The organism is Paraburkholderia sp. CNPSo 3076 (assembly GCF_026343935.1).
Taxonomy (GTDB): Bacteria; Pseudomonadota; Gammaproteobacteria; order Burkholderiales; family Burkholderiaceae; genus Paraburkholderia; species Paraburkholderia nodosa.
Window position 1 is genome coordinate 1 of the sequence record NZ_JAPMAL010000033.1, and the last position, 22,003, is coordinate 22,003.

General features: G+C 60.0%; 22 protein-coding genes and 3 pseudogenes. 14 read left to right on the forward strand and 11 right to left on the reverse strand.

Going from position 1 to position 22,003, the window contains the following annotated elements:
* Positions 1-352: pseudogene (locus tag M3A49_RS32060) on the reverse strand (IS5/IS1182 family transposase); the annotation flags it as partial.
* A 5-nt stretch (positions 353-357) separates the two neighbouring features.
* Here M3A49_RS32060 and M3A49_RS32065 point away from each other — a divergent pair.
* The 4 genes and pseudogenes from M3A49_RS32065 to M3A49_RS32080 all read left to right on the forward strand — a co-directional run.
* Positions 358-645, forward strand: a complete 288-nt coding sequence (locus M3A49_RS32065) for a hypothetical protein (RefSeq protein WP_266232554.1) — start codon at positions 358-360, stop codon at positions 643-645.
* Positions 646-718: 73 nt separating this feature from the next.
* The gene (locus M3A49_RS32070) at positions 719-1,510 is read left to right on the forward strand and encodes an SDR family NAD(P)-dependent oxidoreductase (RefSeq protein ID WP_266232555.1); all 792 of its coding nucleotides are present in this window, start codon (positions 719-721) and stop codon (positions 1,508-1,510) included.
* A 45-nt stretch (positions 1,511-1,555) separates the two neighbouring features.
* Positions 1,556-2,332, forward strand: a complete 777-nt coding sequence (locus M3A49_RS32075; protein WP_266232556.1) for an SDR family NAD(P)-dependent oxidoreductase — start codon at positions 1,556-1,558, stop codon at positions 2,330-2,332.
* Positions 2,333-2,463: 131 nt separating this feature from the next.
* A pseudogene (locus M3A49_RS32080) lies at positions 2,464-2,766 on the forward strand (IS3 family transposase); the annotation flags it as partial.
* On the opposite strand, the pseudogene M3A49_RS32085 reads toward M3A49_RS32080, so the two are convergent.
* The 5 genes and pseudogenes from M3A49_RS32085 to M3A49_RS32105 all read right to left on the reverse strand — a co-directional run.
* Positions 2,766-3,092, reverse strand: a pseudogene (locus tag M3A49_RS32085) (IS3 family transposase); the annotation flags it as partial. The pseudogenes M3A49_RS32080 and M3A49_RS32085 sit on opposite strands and share 1 nt — an antisense overlap.
* A 186-nt stretch (positions 3,093-3,278) precedes the next feature.
* A complete protein-coding gene (locus tag M3A49_RS32090) occupies positions 3,279-3,443 on the reverse strand; it encodes a hypothetical protein (protein ID WP_266232557.1) in 165 nt (54 codons plus the stop codon).
* Between the two features lie 416 nt (positions 3,444-3,859).
* The gene (locus M3A49_RS32095; RefSeq protein WP_416339052.1) at positions 3,860-4,063 is read right to left on the reverse strand and encodes an acylphosphatase; all 204 of its coding nucleotides are present in this window, start codon (positions 4,061-4,063) and stop codon (positions 3,860-3,862) included.
* Between the two features lie 30 nt (positions 4,064-4,093).
* Entirely contained in the window at positions 4,094-5,434 is a 1,341-nt protein-coding gene (locus M3A49_RS32100; protein ID WP_266232558.1) for a type II toxin-antitoxin system HipA family toxin, read from the reverse strand.
* Positions 5,435-5,436: 2 nt separating this feature from the next.
* Positions 5,437-5,697: a helix-turn-helix domain-containing protein gene (locus M3A49_RS32105; RefSeq protein WP_254357385.1), complete on the reverse strand. Its 261-nt coding sequence runs from the start codon at positions 5,695-5,697 to the stop codon at positions 5,437-5,439.
* A 959-nt stretch (positions 5,698-6,656) separates the two neighbouring features.
* Between M3A49_RS32105 and M3A49_RS32110 the strand changes: the two genes are divergently transcribed.
* The gene (locus M3A49_RS32110; RefSeq protein WP_266232559.1) at positions 6,657-8,333 is read left to right on the forward strand and encodes an APC family permease; all 1,677 of its coding nucleotides are present in this window, start codon (positions 6,657-6,659) and stop codon (positions 8,331-8,333) included.
* A gap of 29 nt (positions 8,334-8,362) precedes the next feature.
* Here M3A49_RS32110 and M3A49_RS32115 read toward each other — a convergent pair whose 3' ends face one another.
* Positions 8,363-9,274 (reverse strand): bifunctional 5,10-methylenetetrahydrofolate dehydrogenase/5,10-methenyltetrahydrofolate cyclohydrolase, encoded by a 912-nt coding sequence (locus M3A49_RS32115; protein WP_266232560.1) that lies wholly within the window; start codon positions 9,272-9,274, stop codon positions 8,363-8,365.
* A gap of 505 nt (positions 9,275-9,779) precedes the next feature.
* On the opposite strand from M3A49_RS32115, the gene M3A49_RS32120 reads away from it, so the two are divergent.
* The 6 genes from M3A49_RS32120 (at position 9,780) to M3A49_RS32145 (ending at position 13,205) form a co-directional block, all read left to right on the forward strand.
* Positions 9,780-10,115, forward strand: a complete 336-nt coding sequence (locus M3A49_RS32120; RefSeq protein WP_266232561.1) for a hypothetical protein — start codon at positions 9,780-9,782, stop codon at positions 10,113-10,115.
* A 123-nt stretch (positions 10,116-10,238) separates the two neighbouring features.
* Positions 10,239-10,619, forward strand: coding sequence for a hypothetical protein (locus M3A49_RS32125; protein ID WP_266232562.1), 381 nt, complete (start codon positions 10,239-10,241; stop codon positions 10,617-10,619).
* A gap of 4 nt (positions 10,620-10,623) precedes the next feature.
* A complete protein-coding gene (locus M3A49_RS32130) occupies positions 10,624-10,764 on the forward strand; it encodes a hypothetical protein (RefSeq protein ID WP_266232563.1) in 141 nt (46 codons plus the stop codon).
* 36 nt (positions 10,765-10,800) lie between these two features.
* Positions 10,801-12,195, forward strand: a complete 1,395-nt coding sequence (locus M3A49_RS32135; RefSeq protein WP_266232564.1) for an APC family permease — start codon at positions 10,801-10,803, stop codon at positions 12,193-12,195.
* Between the two features lie 250 nt (positions 12,196-12,445).
* Complete coding sequence (locus M3A49_RS32140; protein ID WP_266232565.1) at positions 12,446-12,922, forward strand: hypothetical protein; 477 nt, start codon at positions 12,446-12,448, stop codon at positions 12,920-12,922.
* Positions 12,888-13,205, forward strand: coding sequence for a hypothetical protein (locus M3A49_RS32145; RefSeq protein ID WP_266232566.1), 318 nt, complete (start codon positions 12,888-12,890; stop codon positions 13,203-13,205). The genes M3A49_RS32140 and M3A49_RS32145 overlap by 35 nt, the downstream gene beginning before the upstream one ends.
* A 29-nt stretch (positions 13,206-13,234) precedes the next feature.
* On the opposite strand, the gene M3A49_RS32150 is transcribed toward M3A49_RS32145, so the two are convergent.
* Entirely contained in the window at positions 13,235-15,121 is a 1,887-nt protein-coding gene (locus M3A49_RS32150; protein WP_266232567.1) for a PAS domain-containing protein, read from the reverse strand.
* Positions 15,122-15,580: 459 nt separating this feature from the next.
* Between M3A49_RS32150 and M3A49_RS32155 the strand changes: the two genes are divergently transcribed.
* Positions 15,581-17,002: a histidine kinase gene (locus tag M3A49_RS32155; protein ID WP_266232568.1), complete on the forward strand. Its 1,422-nt coding sequence runs from the start codon at positions 15,581-15,583 to the stop codon at positions 17,000-17,002.
* Positions 17,003-17,333: 331 nt separating this feature from the next.
* The gene (narL, locus tag M3A49_RS32160) at positions 17,334-17,987 is read left to right on the forward strand and encodes a two-component system response regulator NarL (protein WP_266232569.1); all 654 of its coding nucleotides are present in this window, start codon (positions 17,334-17,336) and stop codon (positions 17,985-17,987) included.
* Between the two features lie 59 nt (positions 17,988-18,046).
* Here narL and M3A49_RS32165 read toward each other — a convergent pair whose 3' ends face one another.
* From M3A49_RS32165 to M3A49_RS32175, 3 genes are read right to left on the reverse strand one after another with little or no spacing between them, the layout of a single operon-like run.
* Positions 18,047-18,862 (reverse strand): HAD-IA family hydrolase, encoded by an 816-nt coding sequence (locus M3A49_RS32165; RefSeq protein ID WP_266232570.1) that lies wholly within the window; start codon positions 18,860-18,862, stop codon positions 18,047-18,049.
* Entirely contained in the window at positions 18,859-19,731 is an 873-nt protein-coding gene (locus M3A49_RS32170) for a phosphoribulokinase (protein ID WP_266232571.1), read from the reverse strand. The genes M3A49_RS32165 and M3A49_RS32170 overlap by 4 nt, the downstream gene beginning before the upstream one ends.
* An 11-nt stretch (positions 19,732-19,742) precedes the next feature.
* Positions 19,743-20,894: a class 1 fructose-bisphosphatase gene (locus M3A49_RS32175; protein WP_266232572.1), complete on the reverse strand. Its 1,152-nt coding sequence runs from the start codon at positions 20,892-20,894 to the stop codon at positions 19,743-19,745.
* A 133-nt stretch (positions 20,895-21,027) separates the two neighbouring features.
* Here M3A49_RS32175 and M3A49_RS32180 point away from each other — a divergent pair, with 133 nt between their 5' ends.
* Positions 21,028-21,999 (forward strand): LysR substrate-binding domain-containing protein, encoded by a 972-nt coding sequence (locus M3A49_RS32180; RefSeq protein ID WP_266232630.1) that lies wholly within the window; start codon positions 21,028-21,030, stop codon positions 21,997-21,999.
* Positions 22,000-22,003 lie beyond the last annotated feature (4 nt).

Genomic DNA, 22,003 nt, shown 5'->3' on the forward strand with positions numbered 1-22,003 from the left:
GCGTGGCGTCGCACAGGATCGCCGCCTGCTCTAGCGCTTCAGCCAGCGTGTGCCCATCGTACGGATTGCCTGGCATCGAGCGCATGCCAACCACCAGTCCTTCCTTGTGGGTCGTCGTGATCGACACTTTCACCCCGAATTCGTACGGCTTGCGCGCCTTGCCCTTGGCTAGGCACTCGACTTCCGGTGCATGCAGTGCATAAAGCTTGTGCTTATCCTTCGGCTTCTGCGTCAGGATGCGCCTCGTGCGGGCGATCAGCTCCGTTAATTCAGCGCAGCCTGGGTCAGCCACCTGGGCAACCTGCCGCTCCACATCGCGCATCACCCGCCCAACGCGCGAACGCAGCGTGCGCCATCATGGCGCAAGACCTCGCGGGTACGGGCGTGACCGTTAATGTGCTGCTGCCAGGCGGCCCCGCCGACACCCCAATGATTCCGCCGGAGGCAGGCTTCGATCGCTCGCAGTTGATCGCGCCGGAGGCCATGGTTGCGCCGCTCGCCTGGCTTGTTTCCGAAGGACGGGATGCGCCGAATGGAAAACGGGTGCTGGCGGCCCTTTGGGGTACAGGCGCCGGCGACGCAGAGGATCCCGCAATCGCGCCGATAGGCTGGCCGCTGGCTGGCAGGACGATCATGCCTCGCTAATAGACTCATACATTCGTTCATTCGTTTGCCTGCCCGGAGCGGAGCAATCCGCCAGGTGCTTACAGGAGTTGCAATGCTGACATTCAAGGACAAGGTCGTCGTTATCACCGGTGGCGCGCGTGGCATGGGCCACGTCGAGTCGACGCTATTTGCAGAGGGAGGCGCCTATGTCGCCATCTGCGATATTGCGCCTGAAGAGGGGGATCAAAGCGCCGCCGAATTGCGCGCGCGCGGTCTGGAGGCACGCTTCTTCGAGCTCGACGTGACCTCGCTTGAGAACTGGAACCGTGTAGTTGCAGATGTATTGCAGTGGAAGGGGCGTATCGACGTCCTCGTCAACAACGCGGGCATGCTCTTTCGCAAAACAATCCAGGACTATGCGGAGTCCGAATGGAAGCGCGTGCTGGATGTCAACCTTAACGGGACCTTCTTTGGCGTAAGCTGCGTCGCGCCGATCATGCAGAAGCAGGGTGGCGGCGCGATCGTCAACATCGCCTCCAACGCGGCGTTTTCGGGTCACGCCGACCCCGCCTACACGGCCAGCAAATGGGGCGTGCGCGGCCTGACCAAATCGGCCGCGCTCGAGTTTGCGGCGTTCGGCATGCGCGTCAACTGCGTCTGCCCGGGGCTCGTCGTTACGGACATCAATCGCCATTCGCCGCATCTGCGGCCGATGATCGACATGACGCCGGCAGGCAGGGCGGTCGAGGCCAGTGAGATCGCTTCGGTGGTGGCGTTCCTCGCGAGTTCGGCGTCGGGCGGGATGACCGGTGAGGAAGTGGTGGTGGATGGCGGCTTCACTGCAGGGGCGGCTTACTGGAAGGTCGCTACGCAGGCCGGGCTCTATCAAGAGGCGAAGCGGTAGAGCCTCGAATTACGTTGCTCAATTGATCAGTGCAAGGAGGTTGTCGTGGGGCAGTCCGATTTCGATGGGAAGACCATATTTGTCGTTGGAGGCGGCGCACGTGACGGCATCGGATTTGCCACCGCGAAAATGCTGGCGGAGCAGGGCGCACGCATCGCGCTCGCTGATCTGGACGCGGCACACGTGCGAGAGCTCGTAACTGAGTTGCCGCAGCCGCACCGGCATTCGGCGCATGGCATCGATGTGACCGACGAAGCGGCAATAGGACTTGCAGTCGATGCTGTCGTCAAAACCCATGGAGCAATTGACGGCCTCGCGCTCGCGGCGGGGTTGTATTCAGCCGAGTCGTTTACGTCGACCTCGCGCTCCACGTGGGATCGCATCTTCGCTGTCAACGCGACGGGCGCGTTCCTCGTCTCTCAAGCGGTGGCGAAGCGGATGCTGGAGCAAGGCCGTGGCCGTATCGTGCTAGTCGCTTCTATCGGGGCGCGTCAGCCGCAATTGACGGCGGCCGCCTACGGAGCGTCAAAGGCGGCCGTTATCCAGTTGGGCCGCTATATGGCGCTGGAGCTGGCGCGCAAGAACATTACCGTCAATATTGTTTGTCCCGGCTCGACTGCCACGGCGATGATGGGAACAGATCCGGTGCGTCACGAAATCGCCATTGACGGCAACCTGGCGCTATGGCGACTCGGCATTCCTCTGGGCCGCATGGCTGCGGCAAGCGACCAGGCAGCGGCTATTACGTTCTTGCTCGGTGAAACCGGCCGCCATATAACCGGTCAGGTTGTGACCGTTGATGGTGGGCAGTCGTTTATGTAGTCGGCGGGTTTCGTGCGCCGGTGGTGGGCCGGATCTGGTGGCGCGAAAAGAATTTATCGAAATTTAGTTTGTAGTAGCTTTATAGAAACGCCGTGTTCCCGGGGTGCGGCGGAATTCTTGGACTGGGTTATGTCGCCGACAAGTATGCGGGTGTACGCCTTGCCATCGCAGATATCTTCGAACTGAATCACCGCTGCTCCGGATATCGCCGAGTGCGCGCGGCACTTGGCAGGCAGAAAGTCTTCATCTCGGAGAATGTCGTGCGGCGCTTGATGAAGCAGGAACACCTGAGCGCGGCCACGACGAGGCGACGTCGATACGGCTCCTACGCTGGAGAAATAGGTCCGGCTCCAGATAACCTTATCAACCGGGATTTCCGGGCCGCAGCACCGAATGAAAAGTGGCTCACCGACATCACGGAGTTCCAGATTCCTACGCGTTTCTTTCGCTCAGGATGCAGCTCGTCGAGCCAGGCGACGAGCGTCCCGCGTCCCGGATATCCCAAGGCCTTTGTCGTTGCTGCCAGACACTGGCCATGGCTCATATAGTGGTCTGTGGCCGCCTTCTTTTGTTCTGCCGAATAGCGCGGCCTCAAGCAGATACGTTCCTTCGGCAAATCCAGACATCGCTCGTACGTGTGATACCAACGTTCGAGCGATTTCGTTGTGGGATAGCCTAATTGACGAACGGTCGCGGTAAGGCGCTTTCCAAGCTTCAAGTAGAGCTTGACCGCTCGGATGCGTTCTTCGTATGAATACATGGACTAGCTCCCAAATAGTCCAGGAATTCCGCCGCACCCCCGAAGCGGACATCTGAAAATGGCTTGACAAGTTCGGATATCTAAACGTACGCATTGACTTTCCTAGCATCCATGGTGCCTTGCGTACGCGTCACTCGGCAAGGATCGCGTCACCGAGGAAATACGGGTGTGCGAAAGCGTCGGTGATCAGTGACGAGACGGCCGTTCACCAAAGCGCGGCACATCTGATTTCGGCTCGCTCTCCGGCTGATCAGGCTGGCGCTGCGCGGTAGCCGCCCGATCGAGGCGCCTGCTATCCATCGTCGTTCGCCGCTCCTTGGCCAGCGCTCGGCGTAGCTTGGACTTGAACATGGAGTTTCTCCTTGTGACTACCTGGACGGGCTCAAGGTACAGCGGGAGAGTAACTGTGCGCAACACCGTTGATGCATGCGGTGCGCAGTGCGAAGCCAGCGGGCCAAAGCGAAGGCGGGGCTCGAAGACTTCGCGGATGAACTCGAGCATCTCGCAAGGACGATCCTGCCGATCTGCCTACCGTCGGTCATTGCCTGGTTCTCCAGGTGGTTTTCCCCACACTACGCGGCCGGGCTTCCGTAACGTGCGGCCTTCGCATTGCGCGCTGGCTGCCTCCGGACTTACAACGACAATCACCAGACGATGAGCCTGGCGGGATCGCGGCACCCGCACGCCCCGGGCAGGGGCCGGTCGCATGTCGGCCGGATACGACCTGACGTCGAGTTGTGTCGGCGCAGGCGACCGAGGCGTGGGCGTCACAGCGTGGGTAACCGATCGAAGGCGTCGAAGCGCGCAAACGGGGGCGGCAGCTCGGTTACCTCGAATTCGTCGACGAGGGCGGCGGCGGGCATGCCCTCTCTTAGCCATGAGCACATGTCGACGAGCTGCTTCGGCGAACCCTGCACCAATAGCTCCACCGAGCCGTCCATCTGGTTGCGCGCCCAGCCCGTAACTCCCATTTCCCGGTCCAGAACCCGGACCTGCAGGGGTCAGCTTTTTCTCGCAGGAGCGAGAAGCTCGGAACGTCCAATCACTTCTCGCGTGCTCTCCGGCTTGTCTGAATCCGAGAATCCGGCCGCCTCAAGAATGGGTGTGAGGCCCTTGAGCTCTGCTTGCGGCTTGGCGCTTCGCACTGTCGCCATGCCCTCGTTCCACGCGTGCAGAATCTGCTTCGCAATCCAGTGCCATCGAGGTTCGTTCTTCGCAGCCTCGACAACCTCTTTCCCTGTTGACACGGCCGAATCGCAGAGCGCCTCGACCATCTCGCGGTAACGCCGAGGCGGGATACCCAGCCGCGTGTTGAAGAATCGCTCCAGTGTTTTGCCCGGCGTCCAGGTCTTGCGTCCGTCGACACTGAGCCCGGGTGGATTGCTGGCAAAGCGGGGGTACGCCTGGGTGGTCACAATGTCGTACACGGGGGTGTACACGACGTCGTTGATGTTCGAGTAGAGAAGAGCAATGTTCTTCGAGTGGCAGTCCGCGTTGCGAACAACGTAGTTGGTCAGTATCAGCCAGCCAAAATGTTCGGCCTGCTGTCTCCAGTTCGCGCTGCTGATGTAGGGCTTCGTTGCGTTCAGCACCTGCTCTGTCGAGGGCCGATATTTCTCATGTGGCGGGAGACCGAGGAGACTGCACGCGTCCTCGACGCCGTATGCAGGCATCCCACTCTCATCGACATCAAAGCGGTCGACGACCAGCACACGCCCGTCGTCAGACATGGTTGTTTTGGCGACTCGAACGACGTCGAGTCTCGCGAGCACGCGCATCGTGTAATGCTCATTGAACCCAAGGTAGGGCGTCTGCTCGTCCGAACCTTTGATGATGTGCCGGCTGGTGCGCAGTGTCTGCTTGCCGACTGGCGTTTGCGCGGAGGAAACCTCCGGCGCCAGGAACTTCGGCACCGCGCCCGAGATGGCAGCGCGCGCGTAGTACCTCACCAGCTCCGCGAAGTGCTCGGTCGAGACGTCATGATGAAGCAGGGTATTCAGGTCAAGCGGGTCGAGCTCACCCCCGGGCTGACCGCCCTCAGGCGCCACTGTCACGCGGCCAATGCCGGCGCCGCCTATGACGGCGAGCAACGACAGGTCCGTTCCGTCGAGGAGGGGGCCGAATTCCTCACGAATGACCTGAAGAAGGAATCCTTCGGGCAGGTTCTGGCGAAAGAATGGGTGCAAATCGCGGGGCCACACCCACGGTTCTTCGCGAACAGGCATGGCCAGGCTGACGCAGTCCTCGGGTGACGCATCGGTGCTGTACCGAAGCGCATAATTGTCTTGATGGCGGTACAACTGCGCGACGGGCTTGCCCTTGACGTAGACGTGAAGGCGCATGCTCAAGCTCCGGATTGTTTCTGTTCTTTGAGCACGTCGTCGAGCGTGCGGGCATGACCGCGTTTGACGACCCGGAGGTCGTAGCCGGCCGCTTCGAGGAGCCGGACGAGCACCGCCACGCTCATGTCACCACGCGCGAGCGTCTCCATGCGCGCGAGCGTTGTGCGTGCGACGCCCGCGCGTTCAGCAAGGTCTTTTTGCGAGAGGCCCGCGTCGCTGCGCGCCTGCTTGAGCATCTCTCCAACATCTGCCAGATTCGTCACTTGTAGCCCTAAGGCATCACAATTGCCTGAAAACGAGGAAATTGTAGCCCAACAGCCACAAGAATGCAAGACGCGCTTGTATCTCCGGGGACACAAAAAGAGAAAAATTGGTCCACTTGGTGGCCCACGTGCTACAAAGGCATTGCCGCCGTCTCCTTGGGGACCCATTCAGGGGCTCCGTCCTGCGCCAGTGAGCATCAATACAAGCGACAACGAGTGAACTGGCGCCGTTCCAGCAATGTTGACCGAAGCGTCGGGGTTCAATGGGCACTTCGATGGCACGACGATGGTGGCGCCCATGAAGGCGCGCCCGGCGGTCCGTCCGCGCGGCTGAGTGTCCGTCACCTGGGCAGCAAGGCGCCACGAAGACAATCAAAAGGAACGAAAGGCCGCTGTGAGCCTGGCAGTTGCGGCCGGCTGTCGCGGCTGGCCGCAGTCACTACGGGCAGCGCTGGACTCGATGCGAAGGCGTTCCGGTCAATTCACCAGCAGGCGTGTCTGGATCCGGCTGTCCGTAAGTGCCTGCAATACTGTGTTTTACATAATACTAATTATCGCATTTTTAAAAGGGTCGGGTGTTATAATTTGAGCGTTGAACCACCCTCCGAGGCGGCTTGCTGGTCGCAGGTCACCACGCAACCTGAAATACTTGCGTGCGCCATATTCAATGTTCGCTCGAGTCCCACCGACACCCCGCCAGGTTTCGACTTCTCAGTGGATGCGTGTGAGGTCGCGAAGACTGTGATCGCTGTGGGTTTCGCGTCTCGAATGGGCTCGCACGGTAGAAGCATCGTCTTTTTCCTTTGGTACATGCGTGCTACATTCGGTTGTCGACAAGCGCTCGCTGCGCCATAAGGCGCACACAATCCGAAGCGCAATCGCGCGAGCGTATTTCTCCCCGCATTGACCTATGAAAAGGCGCACCCAACGAGGTGTCCCATCGGCAAAGGAAGCCAGCAATGAGTGCGATTTCCGAACCCTACGCCCTCGAACCGCAAGGTTCGTTGAAAAGAAGCATTAGGTGGACGGGCGCATTCTGGGTGGCGAGCGGCGCATCGGCGCTGGTCCTTTTCTCTATCGGCTCGATTGCCGCAACCGTCGGCAAGCTCTCGTGGGCGGTCTGGATCATTTCGATTGGACTGGGCTTTATCCAGTCGTTTTCCTATGCGGAGATGGCGGGCCTGTTCCCGCACAAATCAGGCGGCGCGTCGGTCTATGGCGCAATTGCGTGGGTGCGTTACTCAAAACTGCTCGCACCGTTATCCGTGTGGTGTAGCTGGTTTGGCTGGTCGCCGGTCATCGCGATCGGTTCCGGACTGGCGGCAGGCTATGTTTTGACGATCATGTTTCCGCCAGAAGCCGCCATCAATACCTGGCAGATCACACTCGTCAATCTCGAGTGGCTGAGAAGCGGTCTGAGCTTGCGAATCAACGCGACCTTCATACTCGGCGCGACAATTCTGCTGGTCACCTTCGCGATGCAGAATCGCGGCATCCTGCGCACGGCGCGCATCCAGATGACGCTCGGCGTCCTTGCGCTCATCCCATTGATCATTGTCTGCACCGTGCCCCTTCTGCATGGTGACCTGCCACTTCACAACCTGTTGCCGCTCCTTCCGTTCGCACAGGACCCGAACGGACAGATCGTAGATGGCACATGGGGACGCGCCGGAATCACCCTGATGGCGGGTGGCCTTTTCGTCGCCGGTTACTCGACCTACGCGTTTGAGACGGCCATCTGCTATACGCGCGAATTCCGCGACCCAAAGGTCGATACGTTCAAGGCCAATCTCTATTCAGGCCTGTTGTGCATCTTCGTCTTCACGGTGTTGCCGCTATCGTTTCAGGGCGTACTCGGGCTGGGCCACCTGGTCAGCCCTGAGGTCAAGGACGCGGCCGGGAACGTCGTGACACCAGCCGTATATAGCGGCATGCTGGCCCCCGACATCTATAGCGGTTTGGGTATGGCGAAGGCCATGGCCCCGATGATCCACGGTGGCCCGCTGGTAGAACGCGTGCTTGCTGTCATGCTGGTGCTGGCGCTCGTTCAGGCCATCATGACAGCGATGGCGGGGTCCTCCAGGACGCTCTATCAGGCTTCGCGGGAAGGCTGGTTGCCGAAATACCTCTCATACGTCAACCAGGACGGCGCGCCGACCCGGGCGATGTGGACGGACCTGTGCTTCAACCTTGTCCTGCTCTTGATGTCGGACTATGTATTCGTGCTGGCCATGTCCAACGTCGGCTATATCATCTTCATCTTTTTGAACCTGAACGCCGCCTGGATTCACCGGCGCGACCGTCCGGACTGGCACCGGCCATTTCGCGCTCCTAACTGGCTGCTGGCACTCGGAACGTTATTCTCATTCGTCAATCTCGGTCTGCTTGGCATGGGATCGAACATCTGGGGTTCGGGGACGCTCGTTTCGGGCCTCGCCTTTGCGGCGTTGATCATTCCTGTGTTTCTCTATCGCCATTACGTCACGGATAAAGGGGTTTTTCCGGAAACGATGATGGACGACATGCATCGCACTGAGGAAGGCAAGTCCGCCAGGCGTGCAGGACTTCTCCCCTACTGGACGATCATCGCCGGCGTTCTCGTGGTCGCCGTCACGCGCAGTCTCGCGGTCTATTGACGATATCCACCTTCAACACACGGTCCCACTCAAACTGTCAACATTGCGGCTGGCTGATTCGAACGCACCGCCGCGTTCAGCGTGTTCAGCATCAACATCGCGATCGTCATCGGGCCAACCCCGCCCGGCACCGGCGTAATGGCGCGGGTAAGCGGCAAGACGTTGTCGTAGTCGATGTCGCCGACGAGGCCGGATGCTCCGTTGGTTCGCGTGACCCGGTTAATACCGACGTCGATTGCGACCGCCCCCTCCTTGATCCAGTCCGCTTTCACGAGCTTCGGGATACCGACCGCGGCGACGACGATGTCGGCTTGACGGCAAATGTTCTGTGGGTCGACCGTACGGCTGTGGACGATGGTGACCGTACAATCATTGTGCATCAGCAAGTTCGCCATCGGCTTGCCGACAATATTGGAGCGCCCTATCACGACCGCATGCTTGCAGCGTAGACCATCGCCTAGAACCTGTTTTAGCAAATGTAGGCAACCAAGCGGCGTGCAAGGAACAATGGCTTGTTCGATGTCTCCCGTTCCCAGGCGGCCCGCATTTGAATAATGAAATCCATCGACGTCCTTGCTTGGGGCAATCGCATCGATAACTGCATTGGGATTGATTTGCGGCGGAAGCGGAAGCTGCACCAGGATGCCGTGAATTTCGGGATCCTGATTGAGGTCCCGTATGAGCGCAAGTAACTCGGCCTCGCGGGTCGCCTCGGGTAGATCGTACTGACGGGACAGAAACCCACATTCTTCGGCACGACGCTTTTTGTTCCGCACGTAGACGCTGCTTGCCGGATCGCTTCCCACCAGCACGACGGCCAGACCCGGGCGTAGCTTTTCGGCCTGTACTCTCGCCTTGATTGACTCGACGACATTTGAAGCCGCAGCTACGCCGTCGATGACGAGAGGCTGGTCAAGAGAAGACGCTCGATGGTTGTTCATTGGCCGGTTTCCGTGTCCGTAGATGAAGAGACATCATCGTTGAGCCGTCACGCGAATGAAGAGAAACGACAGAAGCCAACAGTAGCGAAGCCCACCCAAAGCGTCAACGTCAATCATCTTTTTTTCTTGTCAGGGAACACGCGTACACCCTAAGGGGTATCGCCGCGCATTGCCGCTCACTCACGCAGCCACTGCCGTCTCTCAGACAGGGAGGTCAAAGGTCGGCCCCGCCACGGCGTTCGGGCGTTTTTTCGGGTCCCCACGATTCGTCTCGCGATTTCTCGCACCCATCGCGAATGCCGTTGCGCGGTACGAAACGAGAGTACCTCCAAAAAGGTAGGCGTGGTCACCATTAAACGGGCTACCCCTCGCCCGCTGTTGACAAGGCCACCTGGACGCACAGATATTGTCACGAAACTTTGTTGACCCCACAGAACCCGGAAGATAGCCCGATCCAAGATCTTTGCCGGATTATCCGGCGTAACCCCAGGAAGGAGTGGACGACATGGAACACGCAATCCGTAAGCGTATTGATCGAATGTTTTCCCGCGACAAGCGAATGGCGCAACTCGCTCTCCTCCTGCTGTGGGCAACAGTGGGCTACGTGTACTTTGCCGTTACTTCCCTGACCGAAGACGCAGCGGTCAGGCTCGCCCTGTCAATCGGCGCAGGTGCCGTACTGGTGTTCAATTCCGCGTCGATCATCGCGATGATTCGCCACTACAAGGAAGACAAGGATCACATCTACGGCCTCGATATCCGTCACCTGGACGCCAATCGCGCTGCCAAGGCGGAGTTGGCGCGAGGCCGCGATGGATCGTTCAGCCCTGCCATCGACTAGGGCTGCCTTTTTCACGTTTGTGTGCGCAGGGCCGTGTCACGCAGTTGCCCCTGCCGGCAACTGCGATGAACGGTGTTTGCTTGCGTGCGCAATCCGCAATACCGACTGAAGAGGAGAATCATCATGACAGAAGATTACGTACCGCCTGTACAGAAAGGTTTCGGACAGCTTATCGATAGCATCTTCCTGCTCGTTCTCGTGTATTGCAGCCTTCTCGCGCCCCTGTTGCTGAAGGCCCCCGATCAGGCTCCCGCAACGCAGGCTGAGAGCAAACAGGTTACGTGGCGCGACCTGGGGCAAAACGCCGTGATGGAACAGCAATGGCGCAAGCTGGGTTTCGATGTTCAGCAAGCGAAACCGATCATTACCCAACGCTTTGACTATCAGATTGAACCCGTTTCGCTGATCGTCACGGCACTCGTCATTGTCGGGTACTTCATGTTCGTACTGCGCGTATCGGACAAGCAATACCGACAGGTTATCGCGGAAAAATTCGGGAGGTGATGTCATGAATCTCTGGCAATGGTCGAGCAATGCCGCATGGGGCCTGTCCATTCTCATCTTCGCGTGGATCCTCTTCGACGCATTCAGGGTTAGCCGTGAATACGACGACGACTTCCTGATGAGTTCCACGGAAGGGAACGAATAGCCACACAGTGTTGGCCTAAACCACAGGGAGCCACTCATGAGTGACGCAGCAGCAGGGGCACAGACAGGCGAGCGCATCGCTTTACTGAAGGTGTTGGGACCGATTCACGTGTGGGCGCTCGGCGTCGGCATCGTGCTGGTCGGCGAGTTCATGGGTTGGAACTTTTCGGTCGCGAAAGGCGGCGCATACGGATCGCTGATAGCGTGCTGGATCATCGGTCTGCTCTACACCTGCGTCGCGATGATCGACTCGGAAGTGACCTCGACTGTCGCGGCAGCGGGCGGGCAATACACCCAGGCCAAGCACATTATCGGGCCGCTGATGGCGTTCAACGTCGGGCTCTATCTCGTGATGGCTTACACGATGCTCGAGGCCGCGGACGCGCTCGTGGTGGGCGACCTGATGAAAGCCGTCGCCACTGATTCGGGCTTTGCGAATTTCGATTCACGGCCATTTACACTCGTCACGATCGCCTGTCTCGCGTTGCTCAATTACAGGGGCGTTTTCGTCACGCTCACAGTCAACTTCGTCATCACGGCCATTGCGTTCCTCGCGATCGTCATGCTGTTCCTCGGGGTCTCCCCCTGGCATCCGGGACAAACGCTCCTTCATCACGAGTTACTGACTCAGTTGCCGTATGGCTGGCTGGGCGTCGTCGCAGCCTTGCAATTTGGCATGTGGTATTACCTCGGCATCGAAGGTACGTGCCAGGCCGCCGAAGAGGTTCGCTCCGCAGGCCGTTCCATTCCGCTCGGGACGATGTCAGGCATGATCACGCTGCTCGTCGCAGCCGCCATGACGTGGTATGTCGCCACGGGCCTCATGCCTTGGGAGTATCTCGGCCAGGCGGTCACGCCCCTCTACGACGCAGCGCGGCTTACCGGCAGCAAGTCATTGCAGGCCCTGTTGTTCGTCGGGACGCTGTTCTCGGCCGTTGCGTCGGCGAATGGCTGTATCAACGATGCCTCGCGCGCATGGTTTTCCATGTCGAGAGACCGCTATATGCCGATGTGGTTTGGCGCCGTTCACCCCCGCTACCGCACGCCGTACCGCGCGATCATTTTCCTCGTGCCGATCGCCATTTCTTTCGCGTTCACGGGGCTGCTCGATCAGGTGATCACATTCTCGATTCTTTCGGGCCTGCTCGGGTATACGTTCATGTCGATCAACATCGTCAGGTTCCGCCGGAAATGGCCGCTCGGCATCATCAATCGCGGCTATATTCACCCGTTCCATCCGATTCCGTCGATCGTGCTGGCCATGCTCTGCACCGCGACGTACTTCGCGACCTATCTCGGGTACGGCACCTCGCTCCTGTCGATCATGGCCTTCTATATCACGGCGTCGATCTGGTTTGCGCTGCATCGCTACAAGTACGTCAAGCGTGGCGATCAGTTCACGATGGACTGGCCGCGTCCCAAGGATTACTAATCGATATTTTCCTTGCTAAAGCCGAGATGAACTACGTGGAGCGGCCGATATGCACTCGTTAGGTATTGTACTTGCGGTTTTATTTCCGATCGCACTCGTACTGATGTACCGGCGGAACAGCAAGGCACTAAGAGCGGAGCGAGGCAGGCTGTTCGACTCATGCCTCGCGCTGTTCGAGCAGCATCGCCTGACCCAGGACGGGGTCTCCTGGCCCGTTCTGGCGGGGTCCTACGATGGATACGAGGTCCACGTGGCCCCGCTCGTCGACGATGCTGCTTTTCGCAAGGTGCCGTCGCTTTGGTTGCTCGTCACGGTGAAGCGTAAATTGCCGATGAAGGGAGCGGTGGATCTCCTCGCCCGCGCGCAGAACACCGAGTTCTACTCCCCTGCCGACAGTTTGCCGCTTCGCCTCGTGCCCCCCCAGGAGTGGCCGCGCCAGACGACGATCAAGGCCGACAAACCCGCTAACGAGTTACCCATTTCCGTGCTGGACCCGCACGTAAAGCAGTTCTTCGCTGACCCGCGTGCGAAGGAGATGCTCGTCACGCCTCAAGGCGTGCGGATCGTCTATCAGGCACAAGGCGCGGACCGCGGTGAGTATCTCGTACTGCGCCGGGCCTCGTTTCGCGAAACGAGGCTGAATACAACGCTCGTCGAATCGCTGCTCGACCAGGCGGTGCGGGTGTGTGCCGATGTCATCAGAGGAGGTGTTTATGGTCAAACCTGAACCGTCGCGCGCACGGCGTCCGGTGCATCCTTATCTCGTGCTGGTCGCGGGAGCCGTTCTGCCAGGCGCCGGTCAGTTGATCAACCGGATGCCCACGCGCGCATTGATCATGATTTTCTTCATGCTGTCGCTCGGATTCGTGACCGTGCAGCTTGCCGCACCTGAGCGGTCTTTCATTGGACGCAATGCCGGGGGGATTTTCGTCTACGCCATTTCAGTGATGGACGCTTACTTCATCGCGCGGTTCAAGTGGGAAGCGTTTCGCGTGCGCGCCATCGGGTAACCCGCGCCCGTGGTCTTCCCAACCACCCTTCACTCCGCGCCGCCGCGCTCATTTTCCCCTTCCCATCCTGAAGCGAACAGTGCGCGGTCGATGACCTTTCTGGTGTCGGCCGCGCCCGCCTCGATCCAGCTGCACCCAATACGCGTTGGGACCTTGAATTCGTGGCCTTCTACCTTGACGGGGTCTTCAAGAAGTTTCTGCAGGCTGTTCCGTAGCGCCTCCAGCATCGCATCGGTGCCTGTCGTCTGCCCCCCATCGCCGAGGTGTTGCGCACCGCCGCTACACCAGGCCAGTCCGTCCGCGCTGAAGTCGACCAGCAGCACCGCAAACACATGAGAATCCAGCAACGCAGCGCAGTTCAGTTGGCCCTGGATCGCTTCGAGCCTCCGGCCAATCGCGATCAGCACGCGATCGGCGTAATCCTGGCCGAAGCGTGTCGCAACATGTTCCAGTTCTCCAACATTGATCGCGAAGATCGCGCACGGCAGTGAATGTCGCGACGACAGAGCCAGGGAAAACTCCAGGCGGCCGTTAAACAACGGCATGCTCATGAGACCCGTGGAATTCTCGAAAGACTGGGTGCGCCGGGCGTCTTCTTCGATCATCTGCCTGCGCGCCACTTCCACGATGAATCCCTCCAGGCCCATCAGTTCGTCCCGGGCGGAATATACGCCGCATCCCTGATCCCAAACCCACCTCGTTTGTCCTGCGCGATCCACGATCCGGTAAGTCAGTTCATACGGCTTGCGCGCGACGATCTGCGTCTGCACCTCGTTCCAGACGAATTCGCGGTCATCGGGGTGGATCAACGAACGGAATGTCAGACGGCTTTCATCAATCAGTTCGAAAGCTTCATAGCCGGTCAGATCGAAGCACCCTTCGCTTACGAATGCCATTGACCTGTCACGATTGTTCTGCCCCCGATAAATCATCGCGCGCAAATTGGACAACAGGGTGCGCAAACTGCGTCGGCTGGCGCGCAAAGTCTCTTCGTGGCGTTCGCGATTCGACACATCGGTCGCAAGACCGACGGCGCCGACCAGCGCGCCTTCGTGATCGGCCACTGCATGGCAACGCAGTTCCACCTGCGCCATCGTGTTGTCGGCACGAATGAGTCGCGCTTCCCCGACCATTTCGCTCATGTGCCCGCCGAGCAACGCTTTGAGCCGGGCATTCAGGGTTTCCGCGTCCTCTGGATGAAAGAATGCCGAAAACGGTCGCGGCTCCGGGTCGTTACCGACGGCACGGACCAGGCCGCGCCACGCGGGATTCGAGAAGATCAGACGCAACTCGCGATCCACACGAAAGAGCGCCTGGGGCAATTGGAGCACGGCATCCTGGCAATGTTGAAGCGTTTGCAACTCGCTGCGTTGGGCATCCGTACTCGTGTAGGGCGCCGGAAACTGCAGCAGCGTCATGCGCGAGTCACGCGCACGCAGTGCTGTCACGGGTTGCGAACGGAAACTGCCGTCGCCGTAGGCGATTCGCAATGTTGCGGAGGTGCGCTCCTCTCCGTCGCGCGACTGTGTGAGCAGCGCCGTCAAATCCAGTAAGGACTGCGGATGAACGAGGTTGCTGAACGGCATCCCGACGATTTCATCCGCGTACGGTTCCCAACGCGCGTACTTGAGGAATGCGCTATTGACGAACACGAGCGCGTCGTTGTCGAGTAACACGGCGGGCATGGAAAGATTCGCCGCAAATGCGCCCAGCTCGGGCGACTTGACCGCGCGTGAAACACGCGGCGCTGTGCGGCGAGCACTGTAAGCCATCGCCAGCAGAAATGCGGTAAGGCATCCCGCCAGTACGATCGCGACGTACAATAAACTACTGTTACTGGCGCCGTAGCCAAGTCTGGGCAACACTAGCGCGGCGACCGCGCCAAGAAGTATGGTGGCGAACAGATAAACCGACATGCCATTCTCGCTCGGAAAAACACGATTAAAGTTCGCGCCCGGGTTCGGTGCACATTACGACTTCATTCACCCATGAATACTGCCCGGTCTGAGGACGCTTACCACTATCCGCTCTTTGCTAAGGTCTGCGCGCTGCTCGCCTGCATCGTCGCCTTGACTGCCCTGCTTTATGTGAGTGGATATATGCAGGCCAAAGGTAATGAAGGATTCAGGCAGACCCTGTCTTCTCTCGACCAGGCCGCAGGACTGCGAGCAGCCGCGGCGAATCCCCAGTCAGGCTTGCCAGGAAGGGCTCAGGCGCTCACTGAGCAGGCCGACTCGCTTGTCAGCAACGATACGCTACTGAACGACTGGAGGCAACGCGGCGCCCCGACGAAAGAACTCGCCAGCGCGCTCGCGGCCGCGACCGAGAGGTCGGCATCAGACAGTGCCCGTGGGCCGGATGCAAGAATTTCGGCATTGAATGCACTACGTTCGCAAGTCGCATATCAGGCTCAAGTGCAAAAGGCCGTGCTCGGACTGCTGCAGGGCACAACCGTTTGCCTGCTGATTCTTGGGATCGTTGCGCTCGCAAGGGGTGCGCACCGCGCCCTCGTCACACAGCCGGCCGCGGCATTGCGGGCGCTCGCGGAATCCGGGCAGACAATACCGCAAGGCGACGACGAAATTGACCGACTTTTGAAGCTTCAGGCGCAACTCGCCGTCCGGTTGCGCACCGAGCAAAGCGAATCGGCGCAACTCAAGCGAATCGTCGAAGACTACATTGCATTTGCGGACCAATCGCTCGAACTGCTTCACCACATCTGCGCGCAGCTCGCCGAGGAAGAGCCATCGGGCCGCACGCTCGAGGCGCTGCTGCAACGTCTTGTTGGCGTGTTGCGAGCGAACCGTATTGCGCTGGTGGTGACCGAATCGACCGCCCAACTGCTCGATATCGATCCCGTTGTCGCGCCGAACGGCGACGTGCCGCAGATCGTCAAGGCCCGCGTCACGAACGAACTGATGACACTCGCCGGCAACTATACGTTTTCTTCGCTCAATGACGGCGGGGTGTCGCCCCCGGGGCTCGCCGCCCCGGTGCGCGTACCGCTCGCAAGCTATGGCGTGCTGATCGCGGAAGGCGAGCCGGACACGCGCTTCGAACAGCGCCATTTGTATCTGCTGGAAACGATCGCCAGTGTGCTTGCCCATGCCATCTCCAATGTCAGCCGCGATGTGCGCGACCGCCGCATGGCGCTTTTCGAGGAACGCAATGCCATTGCGCGTGAATTGCATGACTCGCTCGCGCAATCGCTGTCGTATATGAAGATCCAGCTCGCACGGCTGCAAGCCGTGCTGCCGCCGCAACTCTCGCAAAGCGATGTCGCCGAAATCGCGCGCGCGATTCGCGAGGGCATCGACAGCGCCTACCGGCAGCTGCGCGAATTGCTCACGACGTTCCGCTCGCCGATGCACGCGCATGGTCTCGCATCCACGCTCGATGACCTTGCCGAAGAATTCGGATCGCGCAGTGAGGTACAAATCTCGATTGACAATCGTGTGCCGCGCATGCGTCTCTCAGTCAACGAGGAAATGCATGTCGTGCAGGTCGTGCGTGAAGCGCTGACAAATGTGATCCGCCATGCGCGCGCCACGACGGCGCAGGTGCAGCTCATGTCGGACGGACTCACGATGACGGTGACGATCGAGGACGATGGCAGAGGCATTGCGCGCTCAAAGGGCGACGAACATCACTACGGCCTCGCGATCATGCGCGAGCGAGCCCGCAGCCTCGGCGGGCGTCTGGAACTGAAGCCCGCTGAGCGCGGCTCGCGCGTGGTACTGAGCTTCGTCCCCGCAGCGCACAAGGCTCGCGCCAGCAGTGGTGCCGGCGTCCGTTAGGCCAGTTTTATCGCGCTAACACTCCGGGAGTAGCGTGGCCTACTCACCAGGAGGTAGGGCCTTATCCGGTCTATCAGAAGGTGATCTTCTTCGGCTGCCAGAAAGCGTATCGGCGCCGCGCTATCGGCACTAAGGAAAACCCGCAAAGCGTACACATCGGGCAGGAATCCATTTTTTTCCATTGCTTCATGTTGCTAGAATGATTTGGGCATCAAGTTCGAACAACAAAAGCCTCCGCTCCGTGTTCCAAAGATCGCGCTGCCGTGCGCACCGTTGACGAAGCCAGGCCGATGTAGCTGGTCGCCCTGGCACATGAGCCCAGGAAGAGCCGATGGTCACAAACACAGTACTTCTGATCGACGATCACGCGTTGTTTCGGAAGGGTGTCGCGCAACTCATCCAGATGAATCCCGCATTCGAGGTGGTGGGCGAAGCGATTTCCGGAGAAGACGGCATCGAAATGGCCGTGCGTCTGAAGCCGGACGTCATCCTGATCGACCTGAACATGCCGCGCATGAACGGGATCGAAACGTTGGACCGCATGCGCGAGGCCGGCGTCGAAGCCCGTTTCATCATGCTGACGGTGTCGGATAACGAGCGTGACGTGGTGGCCGCATTGCGCGCCGGCGCGAACGGTTATTTGCTGAAGGATATGGACCCCGAAGATTTGTGCCTCTCGCTCGAAAAGGCGCTGCGGGGATCCGCCGTTCTCAGCGAGTCGGTAACGGGCGCGCTGGTTCATGCATTGTCGGGTGGCCAACGCCTGCCTGCCACACAGAGCGAATTGACCGCGCGCGAACTCGAGGTTTTCGACTTTCTGGTTGCCGGCCTGAGCAATAAGGCCATTGCGCGCAAACTCGATATCAGCGTCGGCACCGTGAAAGTTCACGTCAAGCACGTGCTGCGCAAGCTCGATCTTCACTCGCGGCTCGAGGCCGTACTCTTGCAGCGGGAACACGGCTCGCGCGCGCACTCTTATTCATGATCGCGCGGCGCGGCTTCGAAACCGCGCCCGCAGTCGATCCGTGACGCACCTCGTTGATCTCAGTTCGGCTGCTGCGCTTGCGTCACCCGCATGGGGATCCCCTGATCAACATGCGTTGCTCCATGCCACCTGTGCGGACCACCGATCAAATCGTGCAGCTCGCTGATGTGGTGAATGACGCGCAAGCAAGGCAACTCCGATACCGGGTGATTGTGGCTGTATCCGTAGCTCACGCACACCATCGGCATATTGGCCGCCTGTGCCGCGAGCGCATCGGTCACGCAATCGCCAACGAAAAGCGTATGGGTCGGGTCCACGCCGAGCGCTTCACAGGCGTGCAACAGTGGCTCGGGATCGGGCTTGCGCGGCAAGCGGACATTGGCATCGACCACTATGTCGAACCATGCCTGCATGCCGAAACGCCACATCAACGGATCGACGAAGCGCGACTCCGAATCGGTGACGAGGCCTAGCTTGAGCCCCATCTCCCGCAAGCTGTCGAGCGTCGCTTCCGCTCCGGGGTAGAACCCGGTCAACTGGTTTTCATCGCGGCAAATCTGTTGATATGAAGCCTCATAGCGGCGCAGGACCAGATCCAGCGTGGAGGGGCGCGCATCAACGCCGAGCAGCGCCAACGCGCGATCGACGAGAATCTCCGAACCGCCGCCAATCAATGTTTGCGCGACGCCGGGCGCGAGCAGGGGAAAGCCGTTTTCGGCGAGCGCCCGGTTGAGCGCGTTGCCGATATCGGGCGACGTATGCAACAGCGTGCCATCGAGGTCGAAAAGCACGGCATCGATCGGCATATTGCGCGGCATGACTTGCATATTCGTGTCTCCTGTCTGGTGAGTACAAGTATTCCGGCGGATGGTCACGATGCCCGTTTCTGGCGGTCGATCATCTGCAGGATCATGGGTGTGAAGATCAACTGCATCGCCAGTCCCATCTTGCCGCCCGGTACGACGATGACATTGGGCCGGCTCATGAACGAGTCGTGCAGCATGGTGAGCAGATACGGAAAGTCGATGCCCTTGGGGTTGGCAAAGCGAATGACGACGAAACTCTCGTCGGCGCTCGGAATGTCGCGGGCTGCAAACGGATTCGATGTGTCCACGGTCGGCACGCGCTGAAAATTCACGTGCGTCCTGCTGAACTGCGGGCAGATATGGTGAGCGTAATCCGGCATGCGCCGCAGGATCGTGTCCATGACGGCTTCCCGCGAATACCCGCGCAGCGCCTCGTCCCGATGAAGCTTCTGGATCCATTCCAGATTGATGATGGGGACGACCCCCACCAGCAGGTCCGTATGTTGAGCAACGTCGATGCCGCGGCCGATAAAACCGCCATGGAGCCCCTCGTAGAAAAGCATGTCGGTGGGCGGCTCGATATCCGTCCACGGCGAGAACAAACCGGGTTCCAGACCGTACTGTGCGGCCTCTTCGTCGTCGTGGAGGTATTTACGCACCCTCCCCCGCCCCGTCGCCGAATAGTCACGAAACAACTCGGCGAGTTCCTGCAGCAGATTCGCCTCAGGGCCGAAGTGGCTAAACTGATGACGCTGTTCCTCAGCGGTTTTCATTGCCGCCTGCATGCCCACGCGGTCGAAGCGATGGAATGCGTCGCCCTCGACAATCTGCACGTTCAGTTTTTCGCGCCGAAAAATGTGCTGAAAACTGTTCATGACAGTCGTGGTGCCGGCACCGCTCGAACCCGTGACCGCAACGATTGGATGTTTGATCGACATGCCCCCCCCAATTACACGCGCGCTTCAGGGCGAAATAGAGAGCGCTCATTGAATAGCGGTGACGTAAACGGCGTGTCTTCACCTCGATCGTGTTCGCGGTGGTATCGCTCGATGCGCTCGACTTCCCGCTGGCTGCCGACAAATAGCGGCGTGCGTGCATACGCATCGGCGTCGTCGTCGAATATCCGTCCGCGCCCCGAGCTGGCAAGTCCGCCGGCCTGTTTGAGGATCCACGCGAGCGACTGCGCCTGATACAGCAACGGTTGGCGTGCCGCGCGGGACACCTGGTGCGTTGCGCACGGAAAAAGACACAGGCCGCCGCGCATCAGCGTGCGGTGCGCATCGGCCGCCAGCGAATCGATCCAGCGCGTGTCGAAATCGCGCTGGCGCACGCCCGCGCTGCCGTCACGGCACTCGTTCACATAACGCTGCACAGGCGGCTCCCACGAGCGCTCGTTGCCGCAATTGACGGCGACCACGGGGCCTTGTTCGGGTATGCGCATCGCGTGATGCGTCAACATGAATTCGCCCCGTTGACGGCAAAGCGTGAATCCATGGGTGCCGCGCCCGACTGTGATCACCAGCATCGTGGAGGGACCATAGAGCGCGTAGCCCGCGGCAATCTGCTTCGTGCCGACAATCTCGCAGTCACCGCCATGGCTTCGCGCCTCTGCCTGCCGTATCGAGAAGACGGTTCCGAGGGCGACGTTCGATTCGATACTGGCCGCGCTATCAAGCGGACTGGCGAACAGCACATAAGGCCGTGCCAGCGCCGTATGCTTCGCCTGCCCGGAAGGCAGCACAATGCCCGCTTTCTGCGCCCTGCACTCGCTTAACGCGATGAAGGCTTCCTGCGCGGCATCAACGCATGACCCGCGATCGGGCGAGGCACTCGCCACCTCTAGCGTCTCCGAATCGACGATCGTACCCTGTGCGATACGGGTCGCAATGATCTTCGCCGCCTGCGCAATGCCCTGGAGCACGCTATGCAGCGAGACGGCATTCGCTTCATGCCGCCCGGTGGCAAGCGCTTGCTCGGGGCCAGCGTCGAGGTGCGCGGTGAGGAATAGCGCCAGTGTCGGCTGGGTCACGATCGCCACGGTGCGTCGATTGCCTGCGCCAACCGGTTGCGCATGCTCAGCGGGTTCAATTCGTGCATTCATCGCGACCTCGATCGTCCGTTGCTCGCCAGGACTGCTGACTAGAAAGGTAAGCCAGCGCATACTCGGGGAAAACTCAAATGTTTTTACTTGCGCTTTAAGCGATGCTTATCTGTCGCCTCAGGGAGTGCCGATCATGCTCAATCTCCTTCGCAATCTCACGCTGCGTCAGTTGCAGATCTTTTCTGCCGCCTCTCAATTCGAGAGCTTCGCCCGCGCCGCGGAAACCCTGCACCTGACCCAGCCCGCCGTCTCAATGCAGATCAAGCAACTCGAGGAGGCAATCGGATTGCCGCTCTTTGAGCGCGTCGGCAGGCGCATTGCCTTGACGGAAGCCGGCACAACGCTTTCGCACCACGCAAAGCGCATTCTCGGTGACATCAAGGATGCCGAAGATGCCATGCGTTGCCTTTCATCGGCGGATGCCGGCAATATCTCCATCGGCATCGTCAGCACGGCCCGCTACTTCATTCCTCGGCAGATTGGGCGCTATGTGGAACGTCAACCCAAGGTCGATATCCGTTTTTCGATCGGCAAGCGTGATGCATTGCTGCGCCAGTTACAGGACAATGAAATCGATCTCGCCATCATGGGGCGCCCGCCCGTCGAACTCGATGTGCACAGCGAGCCGCTCGCGTACAACCCGCATGTCGTCGTCGCGAACGCGAATCACCCTTTTATCGACGCGGCTTGCTTCGACTTGCACGAATTGCGCAACGACACGTTCCTGATGCGTGAGCCAGGCTCCGATACCGAGGACGTCGCGAGCGAAATGTTTCGCCATCATCTGTTCACTCCAGCCCGTACTCTCACGTGCGACAGCGACGAAACGATCAAGCAGGCGGTGGCCGCGGGCATCGGCGTTGGCGTGTTGCCGCTGCATACGTTACGGCTTGAACTGCTGGCAGGCGAAGTGTCGGTCCTGCATGTCAACGGCACGCCCATTAGCCGTGTATGGCACGTGGTTCACATGAACGCGAAGCGGATGTCTCCGACCTGCGTGGCCTTCCGCCGCTTTTTGATCGAAAAGTCGGGTGCGTGGCTGGAAGGCCAGTTTGCCGACCTCACCCCGCATGACCCGGCCGCCCGGCCCTTCGTGCAGATATGACCCA

Excerpts from the sequence above, each read along its gene's own strand:
- M3A49_RS32065 (WP_266232554.1), top strand. The coding sequence starts at position 358 with ATGGCGCAAGACCTCGCGGGTACGGGCGTGACCGTTAATGTGCTGCTG.
- M3A49_RS32070 (WP_266232555.1), top strand. The coding sequence starts at position 719 with ATGCTGACATTCAAGGACAAGGTCGTCGTTATCACCGGTGGCGCGCGT.
- M3A49_RS32090 (WP_266232557.1), bottom strand. The coding sequence starts at position 3,443 with ATGTTCAAGTCCAAGCTACGCCGAGCGCTGGCCAAGGAGCGGCGAACG.
- M3A49_RS32095 (WP_416339052.1), bottom strand. The coding sequence starts at position 4,063 with ATGGGAGTTACGGGCTGGGCGCGCAACCAGATGGACGGCTCGGTGGAG.
- M3A49_RS32100 (WP_266232558.1), bottom strand. The coding sequence starts at position 5,434 with ATGCGCCTTCACGTCTACGTCAAGGGCAAGCCCGTCGCGCAGTTGTAC.
- M3A49_RS32110 (WP_266232559.1), top strand. The coding sequence starts at position 6,657 with ATGAGTGCGATTTCCGAACCCTACGCCCTCGAACCGCAAGGTTCGTTG.
- M3A49_RS32115 (WP_266232560.1), bottom strand. The coding sequence starts at position 9,274 with ATGAACAACCATCGAGCGTCTTCTCTTGACCAGCCTCTCGTCATCGAC.
- M3A49_RS32120 (WP_266232561.1), top strand. The coding sequence starts at position 9,780 with ATGGAACACGCAATCCGTAAGCGTATTGATCGAATGTTTTCCCGCGAC.
- M3A49_RS32125 (WP_266232562.1), top strand. The coding sequence starts at position 10,239 with ATGACAGAAGATTACGTACCGCCTGTACAGAAAGGTTTCGGACAGCTT.
- M3A49_RS32130 (WP_266232563.1), top strand. The coding sequence starts at position 10,624 with ATGAATCTCTGGCAATGGTCGAGCAATGCCGCATGGGGCCTGTCCATT.
- M3A49_RS32135 (WP_266232564.1), top strand. The coding sequence starts at position 10,801 with ATGAGTGACGCAGCAGCAGGGGCACAGACAGGCGAGCGCATCGCTTTA.
- M3A49_RS32145 (WP_266232566.1), top strand. The coding sequence starts at position 12,888 with ATGTCATCAGAGGAGGTGTTTATGGTCAAACCTGAACCGTCGCGCGCA.
- M3A49_RS32150 (WP_266232567.1), bottom strand. The coding sequence starts at position 15,121 with ATGTCGGTTTATCTGTTCGCCACCATACTTCTTGGCGCGGTCGCCGCG.
- narL (WP_266232569.1), top strand. The coding sequence starts at position 17,334 with ATGGTCACAAACACAGTACTTCTGATCGACGATCACGCGTTGTTTCGG.
- M3A49_RS32170 (WP_266232571.1), bottom strand. The coding sequence starts at position 19,731 with ATGTCGATCAAACATCCAATCGTTGCGGTCACGGGTTCGAGCGGTGCC.
- M3A49_RS32175 (WP_266232572.1), bottom strand. The coding sequence starts at position 20,894 with ATGAATGCACGAATTGAACCCGCTGAGCATGCGCAACCGGTTGGCGCA.
- M3A49_RS32180 (WP_266232630.1), top strand. The coding sequence starts at position 21,028 with ATGCTCAATCTCCTTCGCAATCTCACGCTGCGTCAGTTGCAGATCTTT.